The 13750-nt window shown below is 39.5% G+C and carries 3 protein-coding genes; 2 read left to right on the forward strand and 1 reads right to left on the reverse strand.

What is annotated here, in order from left to right; all coding sequences use genetic code 11:
• Nucleotides 1-5: 5 nt before the first annotated feature.
• Nucleotides 6-3017 carry a SusC/RagA family TonB-linked outer membrane protein gene (locus ACY0M5_RS08795; protein ID WP_461631508.1) on the reverse strand — a complete coding sequence of 1004 codons (3012 nt, stop codon included), beginning with the start codon at nucleotides 3015-3017 and terminating at the stop codon, nucleotides 6-8.
• A 615-nt stretch (nucleotides 3018-3632) separates the two neighbouring features.
• Here ACY0M5_RS08795 and ACY0M5_RS08800 point away from each other — a divergent pair.
• Both ACY0M5_RS08800 and ACY0M5_RS08805 read left to right on the forward strand, forming a co-directional pair.
• Nucleotides 3633-12725, forward strand: coding sequence for a T9SS type B sorting domain-containing protein (locus tag ACY0M5_RS08800; protein ID WP_461631509.1), 9093 nt, complete (start codon nucleotides 3633-3635; stop codon nucleotides 12723-12725).
• Nucleotides 12725-13750, forward strand: a complete 1026-nt coding sequence (locus ACY0M5_RS08805; protein ID WP_124991806.1) for a PorP/SprF family type IX secretion system membrane protein — start codon at nucleotides 12725-12727, stop codon at nucleotides 13748-13750. Before ACY0M5_RS08800 ends, ACY0M5_RS08805 begins: the two co-directional genes overlap by 1 nt.

Below are 13750 nucleotides of genomic sequence, written 5' to 3' on the forward strand. Positions count from 1 at the left end.
TCGAATTAAAAATTAACATTTAAGCCAAGTGTATATACTGCAGGAATAGGATAGGTTTGTGTATCAATTCCATTTTCTACTTCAGGATTAAATCCATTGTAGCTAAATACGGTTAAAGGACGATCTGCAGTGAATGAAATTCTAGCATCAGGAACTTTTACACCAAACACTACCTTTTGTCTTAGATTGTAAGCAACTTGAATGTTTTGAATTCTGAAGTAGGATCCATCTTCGACAAAATAATCACTCATCTTTTGGTTCCAGCCTTTTCTTAATCCTGCAGATGAAGGATATTTATTTGACGTTCCCTCACCATGCCAACGATTTTTTGCAAGATCAGCATCCAGGTTTCCATCATTTGTCCAGATTAACTCACCGCGTTTACGATTGAGAATTTTGTTTCCTGTCTGTCCTAAAATATTCATTGTGAATTCCCAGTTTTTGTAAGTTATACCAAGATTTGCACCGTACATGAAATTTGGAAAATAAGAGCCTAAAACAACTCTGTCGTCATCATCAATTTTTCCATCCTTGTTTTGATCTTTGTATTTTAAATCCCCGGGAGCCAACCCATTTTCCACGGCAACAGGATCAGCGGCGACTTCAGCCTCATTTTGATAAACACCAACTACTTCACGTCCGAAAAATGCCAATAATGGTTCTCCAACAATTGAACGCTGACGAAATTCTGCTTGTCCTCCGTCTATATAGGGCTGACCAAACAAATCCCTTACTTCGTTTTTAAGAGTAGAAACGTTTGCTCCAATTGAGTATTTTAAATCTTTCGTAATATTATCACTCCAATTCAAAGCCAGCTCGAATCCTGAGTTTCTGATTTCGCCAACATTTTTTCTTACAGTACCTCCTATAAGAGGATTGGTAACATCTATAACTGCATTTTTTGTGTCGCGGATATAATAATCAGCATCTACAGATAGTCTGTTAGCAAGAAGAGTTGTCGTAACACCAAAGTTTGTTTCTTCGGTAACCTCCCATTTAAGAGAAGAGTAGGTACTCGAGGTTGTTGTACCGGAAACTAAAACACCATCAATTGCAGTCGTTACAACATTGGTTGAGTTAGCACCATCGCTGGCCGCGATTTTATTATTTCCCAGTTTACCCCAACTTGCACGAAATTTTAAAAAATCAATAAATTCTACATCCTTCATGAAGTTTTCTTCTGAAATAACCCAACCAGCACCAACAGTTGGGAAATAACCCCATTTTTCCTGATACTTTGAGCTGCCATCCGCTCTCATGGTTCCGTAGAGTAAATATTTGTTGTTGAAATTATAAGACATTCTTCCAAAATAGGACATACCATACTGTTTTCTTCCGTCATCATTAACGCTATCAGATGGTTTACTCTTTGATTTACTAATGTACCAGTTTTCTTCAAGTCCGGAGGGGAAATTTAAACCGGTTGCACTAAGATAATTCCAGGTTTCATCTCTGTAAGATGATCCAGCCATAAGTGTAAAGTTGTGTCCTCCAAAGCTGTCGGTATATGTTAAAATATTATCCCAGGTTTGGTTTGTTGTAGTTTGAGAGTTTTTTTGAACAGAGTCATCAGTACGCTTAAAATTAGTGCTGACAAAATAAGCAAGATCAACAAATCGTCCTTCCTGTGAAGTGAAATCCTGACTGTAAGTTGTTTTGAAATTTAATTTTTTTGGTATAAGATCCAGTTTAGCATAGAAATTTGCAAGTACTTTTTTTGTTCTAATGCGATTTTCACTTAAATCCATCGTTGGAAATGGGTTTTTACCTCCCCGATACCCTAAGTCTTCAGCGCTCGCATATCTTGTTGGGCTTGCAGCAGTATTTAGTTCATCGTAAACAGGCATAATTGGTACCGCAAAATAAGCCACATTCCAAGCTGCCGATTCGGGTTCATATTTGGTCGAATTACTCAATATAATATTGCCACCAATTGTGAACCATTCATTTGCCTGGAAGTCAATTTTTGAACGAAGGTTAAAACGTTCATACTCATTCTTCATATTCAAAACACCTTCCTGGGTAAAGAAACTTGTTCCAATTGAGTAAGTCGTATTCTCGTTACCTCCGGATACACTTAAACTATGGTTTTGAATAGCTGCAGTGCGCATAATTTCGTCATACCAATCTGTATTTACGTTTGGTACATTTGGATTTATACGACTTCTGCCGTATCGCTGCATCGCATTTAATATGAATTGTTCATCTGCCGCCGATCCTGATTCTAAGGCCATATTCGTGTATTGTTCAGCATTCGCCATTTTCAATACATTCTGAGCCACTTGATATCCGTAATAGCCATTGTAATTAATTTGGGCTTTTTGATTTCGTTTACCGGATTTGGTTTCAATTAATACAACTCCATTTGCAGCCCGCACTCCATAAATAGCTGCCGCTGAAGCATCTTTAAGTACTGAGGTTGATTCAATATCAGCCGTATTTAAAAAATCGATGTTGTCGTAAAATACTCCATCAACAACATACAAAGGTCCTTCGTTGCCATGTCCGGGATAAGAACCAATACCACGAAGGCGTATGGTTGGCGATTCACCCGGAGCCCCGGAACTAATAACCTGAAGTCCGGCAACTTTCCCCTGTAACGATTGCATAACGTTACCAGAAGGAGTTTTAACCAAGTCTTCAGATTTTACAGTGGTTATTGATGACGTTAGATCTTTTACGCTCATCTTTCCGTATCCAATAACAACAACTTCATCCAGACCTGTGGTAGATTCAAGTAAAGACACATTAATCAAGGTTTGATTATTTACAGGAATTTCCTGAGTTTTCATACCTATAAAACTGTAAACGAGTGTAGCATTGCTTAAAGCTTCAATGCTGTAGCTCCCATCAATATCTGTTACGGTTCCAGAAGTGGTTCCTTTAACAAATACGGTAACACCAATTAATGGCATTTCAGATTGGTCTGTAACTATACCTGTAATATTAGTACTGCTTTGTGCAAATACAGATATAGAAAACAACAAAAGAATTAGGTTAGATAATAGTAATCTCATGCTCTTTTATTTTTGATTATTAATAACCTCATAAAGGTCGGCCTATATAGGTGTTTGTTCCAAATTGATTGTGTTTATTAAACCTCAACAGAAATGAAAATCAACACAACATTGCCACTACGTATGATTGTTAAGTGTCTTTTAATTAGATGTTTTATCTGTGTTAAAAAATGTGAAATATTTTGAGATGATAATGCATTTAAACGATATTTTTATATTTAGGTAGTGAGTATGTTGGGGTGATAATTTGAATTTTAGCTTGGTTAAATATATCATAATTGAATTATGAAGGGTTGAAAAGTATTATTTTACGAAATCGTTTTCGGTTTTGTGGCTGTATTTAAGGTATTGAAAAAATATGATTGTTCAGATTTATTAATTAATAAATCCAACCGCATTTTTATTTAGTCTTCATTTTAATAAAAATTAAACAAATGAGTAATTTGTTCATATCCTGTTGGTTAGGTGTTTTTTTGAAGAGCAAAGTGAATCAAGTGACAAAAAGCCAAACTTTAATCGTTAAATTTGCGTAATTAAAGTAAAAAAAATAGCCTTTCATCAAAAGGCAGACGCTTGGAGATTTGGAGTAGATGGTTTTTTAACGAAAGAGTGAATATGAAAAGATTTCTACAGCTTATTGGTGTTACGATAATTATAGGATTTAGTTATTATTCTGGAACAGCACAAATTGTACGACCAGTTAATGATACAACTATTTGTGTTGGTGAATCTGTTATTTTAGAAGCACAAACAGGTTCGTATATGTACAATTGGAGTACAGGACAACTTTCATCTGCAATTAGTGTCTCTCCGTCAGTAACAACCACATACAATCTTCGTGTCTTTGTTCCGGATACAGGAACTGAGTTAATTTCCAATGGTGAATTTGATCTTGGAAATACTGGCTTTTATAGTGAATATATCTATTGTCCGGATCCTGTTTTGTCTTCAGCAAGTCATTCCGATAATGAATCTTTGTGGATGGAGGGAAGATATGCTGTTGACAGCAATCCTCAGGCATATCACGCTAATTTTTCTCCTTGCAGCGGACATACAGGAAATAGTCCGGATAAAATGCTGATTGTTAATGGTGCTCCTGATGAAGATGTAGTTGTGTGGAGTCAGACCATTACGGTAAATCCGAATCAATATTATGCATTTTCTACTTGGGCTGCAAATGTTCATCCAACCAATCCGGCTCGATTGGAATTTAAGATTGATGGAGTTTTAATGGGGGATTATATTGAACCTAGTGCTGGATTGACTTGTAACTGGGAAGAGTTTTACTCTTTGTGGTATTCGGGTACAAAAACATCTATTGAAATATCAATTGTAAATAAAAATTTAATCCGAAGTGGTAACGATTATGCCTTAGATGGTATTTCTTTTAATCCTTTGGTTGAAGTGCCGGACAGCAGAACAGTTACAGTAATTGAACCTGCGATGATTGATGCGGGGTCAGATATTACTATATGTGGTAATGAAACTGCAGGTTTGAGTGCAAAAGTTTCCAACCAAACAGGTTTCTTGTGGTCAACTTCGGGTGATGGTACTTTTTCAAATCCTTCAAATATTAATTCTAGTTACACTCCGGGAAGTAATGATGCAGCCACTGGCAGTGTAATACTTACAGCGACAGCTAATTCGAATTCTCCTTGCGGAGCTGTCTCTGATTTTTTAACTCTTAATCTGAATCCTGTTCCAGTTATTGGTTTTGGTGATAATCAGGCATCTTGTGGTGGTGGAAATGTTATTTTAGATGCGGGGAATGCAGGTTCAATTTATTCTTGGAATACAGGGGAAACTTCCCAAACCATTGAAGTGTCAACAGCCGGAACCTATTCTGTTGAAGTGACAAATTCTTTTAATTGTGTTGAGACTGATACTGTTTATGTTGGTTTCTATGCAAATCTAACAATTGACTTGGGACCTGACCGTACAGTATGCTCAGGAAATCCAGTGGTTTTAAATGCGGGAATTTCAGGAGCAACTTATCTATGGAGTACAGGTGAAACAACACAAGAGATTATAGTGTATGGTGATGGTAATTATTCTGTTACTGTCACAAATTCATATGGTTGTAATGCAACAGATGATATTAATGTGACTTTGGTTCCTCCTCCGGTGGTTGATTTAGGACCTGATCAGGTTTTGAACGCAGGTGACGTAATTCGATTGGATGCAGGAAGTCACTTCTTCTATATTTGGGATGATGGATCAAGAAACAGATATCTGGATGTTGATAAGCCTGGTTTGTACGCTGTTCGTGTTTTTGATATGAATGGTTGTTCTGCTATGGATATGGTCAATATTACAAGTGCTGCGGGTACTGTGCCTGATGTAACTTTAAATGATACCATTATTTGTAGAGATGAGTCTGTTGAGCTTTACGCTGGAAATGACTTCTTATTTAATTGGGATGTAGATGGTCTTTCTTCCAGAGTTGTAGTTTCACCAGATTCAACAACAACATACAATTTACGTGTGTTCTATATTGATGAGACTTTGGAATTGGTTAATAATGGCGATTTTACTTTAGGGAATATAGGTTTTCAAAGTGACTACTACTATTGTTCAAGTACTTCAAGTTGGTCGTGTAGAAGCCGTTCAAGTAAATATACGGTTAGTAGTAATACTAGGGCATTTGGATCAGATAAAAGCAGTTGTACAGGTGTTACTGGAAATTCTCCCGATAATGTAATGGTTGTTGAAGGTGGATCTGTAAATAATACAGTTTGGGAACAAGATATAAATGTTGATCCGGATAGTTATTATGTCTTTACTTTAAATATTACAAATCTTAAGAATGATAGTTTTGATGATTTTGAGCTGGCTGTTAATGGTGTTGTAATCGAAAGCTTTAGTACCAATTCTCCTTGTAATTGGGATAAATATCAAAGACTGGTTTATTCCGATAGCTCAAGTTCTTTAAATGTTCAAATCAATAATACAAGCACAACGGGGGTTGATAATGCTTTTGCTTTGGATGGTATTAGTATGTATAAATTATCTGAGATTCCATTAGATGTAACGGTTGAAGTTATTCAGCATGTAGTTGCTGATGCAGGTTCAGATCTTGCCATTTGTGAATCAGGGTCAGCAAGTTTGAGCGGTGTTGTAAGCAATGAATCTTCATTTATCTGGAGAAGTCTAGGGGATGGTTTTTTTGACAATACTGGAATTTTGAATCCTACTTATACACCTGGTAGTGCTGATATCTTAAATGGATTTATTGATATAGAGCTAAGTGCGCAACCAATTGTTCCTTGTGTAAATCCTGCATTGGATACTGTGAGGGTCGATATTAATAGTAACCTGAATTTGAATTTAGGCTCTGATCAGGATATCTGTCAGGGAAATACAATTAGTTTGGATGCCGGTTATGTTGGTGCGAGTTATTTATGGAATACAGGCGAAACCACTCAGACTATTACGGTTTCAACTTCTGGGAATTATTCTGTTGTTGTAGCTGATGCCAACGGCTGTTCAGGCACTGATGATATAAATATTACCGTTCATCCAAATCCAATTGTTGATTTGGGGGCAGACCAAGAGGAGTGTAATGGAAATAACATCATGTTTGACGCAGGTCATCCAGGATCTACATATTTGTGGAGCACAGGCGAAACCTTGCAAGGAATTTTGGTGACCACTTCCGGGAATTATTCTGTTGTGATGACTGACGCCAACGGCTGTTCAGCAACAGATGATGCCAATGCAACAATACACCCGAATCCAATCGTCAATTTGGGAGCAGATCAGGAAACTTGTGCCGGAGGTACAATTACTTTTGATGCAGGCAATGCAGGTTCAACTTATTTATGGAGTACAGGCGAAACCACTCAAACCATCAGTGTTTCTACTTCAGGAAATTACAGCGTAACAGTAACTAATGCCAACGGCTGTTCAGCTACGGATGATGCCAACGCAACCATACATCCGAATCCAATCGTCAATTTGGGAGCGGATCAGGAAACCTGTGCCGGAGGCACCATTACATTTGATGCAGGCAATGCAGGATCAACTTATTTATGGAGTACCGGAGAAACCACACAGACGATTACAGTTTCAGCGAGTGGCAATTATTCAGTAGTTGTGACTGATGCCAACGGCTGTTCGGCTGCGGATGATGCCAATGCAACAATACACCCGAATCCAACAGTCAATTTGGGAGCGGATCAGCAGACTTGTGCCGGTGGAATAATTACTTTTGATGCAGGTAATGCAGGATCAACCTATTTATGGAATACAGGAGAAACCACACAGACGATTTCAGTTTCCACTTCAGGAAATTACAGTGTAACAGTAACTGATGCCAACGGCTGTTCCGCTACGGATGATGCCAATGCAACAATACACCCGAATCCAACCGTCAATTTGGGAGCGGATCAGCAGACTTGTGCCGGTGGAACAATTACTTTTGATGCAGGCAATGCAGGTTCAACTTATTTATGGAGTACAGGCGAAACCACTCAAACCATCAGTGTTTCTACTTCAGGAAATTACAGCGTAACAGTAACTAATGCCAACGGCTGTTCAGCTACGGATGATGCCAACGCAACCATACATCCGAATCCAATCGTCAATTTGGGAGCGGATCGGGAAACCTGTGCCGGAGGCACCATCACATTTGATGCAGGCAATGCAGGTTCAACTTATTTATGGTCTACCGGTGAAACCACACAGACGATTACAGTTTCCGCTTCAGGAAATTACAGCGTAACAGTAACTGATGCCAACGGCTGTTCCGCTGCGGATGATGCCGATGCAAGTATCCATGCAAATCCAGTTGTTGATTTAGGAATTGATCAGGAAACCTGTGCCGGAGGTACAATTACTTTTGATGCAGGCAATGTAGGATCAACTTATTTATGGAATACAGGCGAAACAACTCAGGCAATAACCGTTTCGGCAAGTGGAAATTACAGCGTAACGATCACTGATGCCAACGGCTGTTCTGCTTTGGATGATGCCAATGCAACAATACACCCGAATCCAACCGTCAATTTGGGAGCGGATCAGGTAACCTGTGCCGGAGGTACAATTACTTTTGATGCAGGCAATGCAGGATCAACTTATTTATGGAATACCGGTGAAACCACACAGACAATCACAGTTTCCACTTCCGGAAATTACAGCGTAACAGTAACTGATGCCAACGGCTGTTCAGCAACAGATGATGTCAATGCAACAATACACCCGAATCCAACCGTCAATTTGGGAGTCGATCAGCAGACCTGTTCAGGTGGAACAATTACTTTTGATGCAGGCAATGCAGGTTCAACTTATTTATGGAGTACAGGCGAAACAACTCAAACCATCAGTGTTTCTACTTCAGGAAACTTCAGTGTAACTGTAACAGACGCCAACGGCTGTTCCGCTACGGATGATGCCAATGTAACCATCCATGCAAATCCAGTTGTTGATTTAGGAATTGATCAGGAAACCTGTTCCGGAGGCACCATCACTTTAGATGCCGGAAATGTTGGTGCCACTTATTTATGGAATACAGGAGAAACCACACAGACGATTTCAGTTTCCACTTCAGGAAATTACAGCGTAACAATCACTGATGCCAACGGCTGTTCAGCAACAGACGATGCCAATGCAACAATACACCCGAATCCAACCGTCAATTTGGGAGCGGATCAGGTAACCTGTGCTGGAGGCACCATCACTTTTGATGCAGGCAATGTAGGATCAACTTATTTATGGAGTACCGGCGAAACAACTCAAACCATCAGTGTTTCTACTTTAGGAAATTACAGCGTTACAGTAACTGATGCCAACGGCTGTTCGTCCACAGATGATGCCAACGCAACGATTCATGCCAATCCAACTGTCAATTTGGGAGCAGGTCAGGAAACTTGTTTTGGAAACAGTATCACATTTGATGCCGGAAATATTGGTGCCACTTATTTATGGAATATAGGAGAAACCACTCAGACGATTACAGTTTCAGCGAGTGGAAATTACAGTGTAACAATCACTGATGCCAACGGCTGTTCAGCAACAGACGATGTCAATGCAACTATTCATGCCAACCCAACAGTTAATTTAGGAGCAGATCAGCAGACCTGTGCAGGTGGAACAATTACTTTTGATGCCGGAAATGTTGGTGCCACTTATTTATGGAATACAGGAGAAACCACACAGACGATTACAGTTTCAGCGAGTGGCAATTATTCAGTAGTTGTGACTGATGCCAACGGTTGTTCCGCTTCGGATGATGCCAATGCAACAATACACCCGAATCCAGTTGTTGATTTAGGAATTGATCAGGAAACCTGTGCCGGAAGCACCATTACATTTGATGCAGGCAATGCAGGATCAACTTATTTATGGAGTACGGGAGAAACCATTCAAAGTATTACAGTTTCCACTTCAGGAAATTACAGCGTAACAGTAACTAATGCCAACGGCTGTTCCGTTGCGGATGATGCCAATGCAACAATACACCCGAATCCAACCGTCAATTTGGGAGCGGATCAGGAAACCTGTGCCGGAGGTACAATTACTTTTGATGCAGGTAATGCAGGATCAACCTATTTATGGAATACAGGAGAAACCACACAGACGATTACAGTTTCAGCGAGTGGCAATTATTCAGTAGTTGTGACTGACGCCAATGGCTGTTCGGCTTCGGATGATGCCAATGCAACAATACACCCGAATCTAGTTGTTGATTTAGGAATTGATCAGGAAACCTGTGCCGGAGGTACAATTACTTTTGATGCAGGTAATGCAGGATCAACCTATTTATGGAATACAGGAGAAACCACACAGACGATTACAGTTTCAGCGAGTGGCTATTATTCAGTAGTTGTGACTGACGCCAATGGCTGTTCGGCTTCGGATGATGCCAATGCAACAATACACCCGAATCCAACCGTCAATTTGGGAGCGGATCAGGAAACCTGTGCCGGAGGTACAATTACTTTTGATGCAGGTAATGCAGGATCAACCTATTTATGGAATACAGGAGAAACCACTCAAACCATCAGTGTTTCTGCTTCAGGAAATTACAGCGTAACAGTAACTGACGCCAACGGCTGTTCGGCTTCGGATGATGCCAATGCAACAATACACCCGAATCCAACCGTCAATTTGGGAGCAGATCAGCAGACTTGCTCAGGAAATACGATCACTTTTGATGCAGGTAATGCAGGATCAACTTATTTGTGGAGTACTGGAGAAACCTCTCAGACGATTACAGTTTCAGCGGGTAGCAATTATTCAGTAGTTGTGACTGACGCCAATGGCTGTTCGGCTTCGGATGATGCCAATGCAACAATACACCCGAATCTAGTTGTTGATTTAGGAATTGATCAGGAAACCTGTGCCGGAGGTACAATTACTTTTGATGCAGGCAATGCAGGATCAACTTATTTATGGTCTACAGGAGAAACAACTCAGGCAATCACCGTTTCGACAAGTGAAAATTACAGCGTAACAGTAACTGATGCCAACGGCTGTTCCGCTGCGGATGATGCCAATGCAAGTATCCATGCCAACCCAACTGTTAATTTGGGAGCAGATCAGCAAACTTGCTCAGGAAATACGATCACATTTGATGCCGGCAACGCAGGATCAACTTATTTATGGAATACAGGAGAAACCACACAGACAATCACTGTTTCCACTTCAGGCAATTATTCAGTAACAGTAACTGACGCTAACGGCTGTTCGGCTTCGGATGATGCCAATGCAACAATACACCCGAATCCAACCGTCAATTTGGGAGTCGATCAGCAGACCTGTTCCGGAGGTACAATTACTTTTGATGCAGGCAATGCAGGTTCAACTTATTTATGGAGTACAGGTGAAAGTGCACAGACAATCACTGTTTCCACTTCAGGCAATTATTCAGTAACAGTAACTGACGCTAACGGCTGTTCCGCTACGGATGATGCCAATGCAACCATCCATACAAATCCAACATTAGATTTAGGAGCGGATCAAACACATTGCGATGGAGATTTTGTAGTTCTTGATGCGGGAACTCAAATTGGCAGTTATTTATGGTCTACCGGTGAAACTACTCAAACAATTACAGTATCTGATGCAAATAATTACTTTGTTGATTTTACAGATGCGAACGGATGTGTTGCAACAGATAGTGTTACAGTAAATTTTTACCCGGCTTTTGATTTTAATTTATCTTACTCAACAAATTTGGTTTGTTATGGAGATTCAACATATATAGAAGGTCCTGTTCAAACAGGATATTCGTATCAATGGAATAAGGATGGTTCTCAGCTAGTGGGCGAAGCAAATTATTCAATTAAGGCAGGGGATACCGGATGGTACACTCTAAATATTATAAATGAGAATGGATGTTTAGGTTCCGATAGTGTACATGTAGAAATAATTCATCTGCCAATTAATTCTCTTCCAAATCAGATTGATATGTGTTTTGGAGAATCTGTGATGTTGGATATAGGTGATGGCGAAAGCTTTTTATGGAATGATGGAATTACAACTCAGACAAGATTGGCCTACAGTAGTGGTGTTTATTCTGTTGAGGTTCGAGATTTGAATGGGTGTATTGGTTACGATTCTGTAAATGTAGTTGTTCATGATCTTCCTATAGTTGATCTGGGGCCTGACTTGTTTATTTGTGCAGGTGAAGAATTGATTATTGAAGCACCTGATGGATATCATTCAGAATGGATTCCCGGCGGACAAACAAAAGAAATTTATGTATACGAAGAGGGTGAATTTACATTGAAAGCTACTGATGATTTTGGTTGCGTGGGGAATGATGAAATTAGAATATTTGTTCACGATAATCCGAATGTTTACTTGGGGCGTGATACTACAATTGCTGAAGGAACTACTCTTTTACTAGATGCAGGCAGTGGGTATGTTCAGTATGAGTGGAACAATCAGGAAAGCTCACAATTTTTAAAAGTGGACCGAGACGGAGAGTACGCTGTGAATGTTGTAGATATGAACGGTTGCAGAGGTAATGGGAAAGTGAAAGTAGCTGTAAATCCTGTTCCAAATATAAATTTGGGGGGGAATGCCGGTATTTGTCAGGGAACCTCTCTTATGCTTGATCCAGGGCACTGGGAAAGGTATCAATGGAGTACCGGTGAAACAACAAGAACAATTAATGTGAACCAATCGGGCAATTATATCGTAAGTGTTTGGGATGTATACGGTATAATGGGTACAGATACCTTGCATGTGGAGGTTTATCCTAGTCCTGAGTTAAGTTTGGCTGCAGATACCTTAAGCTTTTACAAAGGTCAGACTGTTACGATAGATGCTGGTTCTGGTTATTCTTCTTACTATTGGAGCACAGGATCAGATTGGAGAAGTATTGAGGTTGAAGAACCCGGCGACTATTCTGTTCAGGTAATGAATGATTTTGGTTGTGTTGCACAATCAGCAGCAGCAGTGAAATTATTACAACCTAAAATGGTTGTTCCAAATGTTTTTACACCAAACGGGAAAGGCCCAAATGAGATATTTTATCCTGTTTTTAAAGGTGTGGTTACCGATTTTGAATTGTATATTTATTCACGATGGGGTGAGCAGGTTTTCGAGTTGCGAAAAGATGTCGTCAGTAATAATGAGTTGAAATACGATGGCTGGAACGGAACCTATAAAGGAGAAGAAGCCGAAATTGGCGTATATGTTTGGATGATTTTTTATGGTGGAAAAGAACGGGCTCACGGCACCGTAACCTTATTTAGATAATGAGAAACAAACTGAAAATAGTAAGTGTTATTATACTACTATTGAATTCTTTAAATCTGTTTTCACAAGATGTAGAGTTCTCTCAGTTCTATGCGAATAAAATTTATTTGAATCCGGCATTTGCGGGTTCCGATTTCGATCCCAGAATTTCATTTGGATACAGAAATCAGTGGCCTGAGTTAAACTCAGCGTACATAAGCTACAGCGTAGCTTACGACCAATATGTAAATGCGCTTGGCGGTGGTTTTGGGCTTCAGATTATGCAGGATGAACAAGGCGATGGAACAATTAGTACCACAACGGCAAGTGGGATGTACTCCTACACACTTCGGGTGTCCCGTGATTTGTTGATAAAAACAGGCTTTCAGGTTTCATTTATTCAAAGAAAGTTGGATGATACTAATTTTACTTATCCGGATCAGACTGATGAATTTTATATCAATGGCTTGATAAATCCTTTTACAGGAGAAGGGGCTATTGATCACTTAAGCAGGAATTATTTCGATTTCTCAACCGGGATGATCGCTTCCTATAAAAATTGGTTTATTGGGTTTGCTGCTCATCATATAACTGAACCAGACGAAACTTTTAAAAATGAAAGCGACTATTCTAAGTTGCCAAGAAAATACACTTTGCATTGTGGCGTTAACGTGCCGGTTTTCCGAAATGGTTTGCATCGAGCTGATTTTAGTTTAGCTCCTAATTTTTTGCTTCAACAACAAGGGACTAACAGACAGCTAAATTACGGCTTATATCTCTCAAAAGGTTCTGTTATTTACGGAATGTGGTACAGAGATAATTTGGAGTTGGAATACGATGCAATAATCCTGCAATTAGGAATTATTCGTGATTGGTGGCAGATTTCTTATAGTTACGATAAAACGGTTTCTAAATTAATACACACAAACACAGGAGCTCACGAAATTTCTTTTTTAATGAGGTTTAAAAACAGATCGTCAGGTTTTATGGAAAAAAACCTTAGGCGCCGAAGACAAATTGGTCGAATTAAGTGTCCGAAATTCTAG

Origin of the sequence: Labilibaculum euxinicum, assembly GCF_963678175.1 — a bacterium.
GTDB classification, from domain to species: domain Bacteria; phylum Bacteroidota; class Bacteroidia; order Bacteroidales; family Marinifilaceae; genus Labilibaculum; species Labilibaculum euxinus.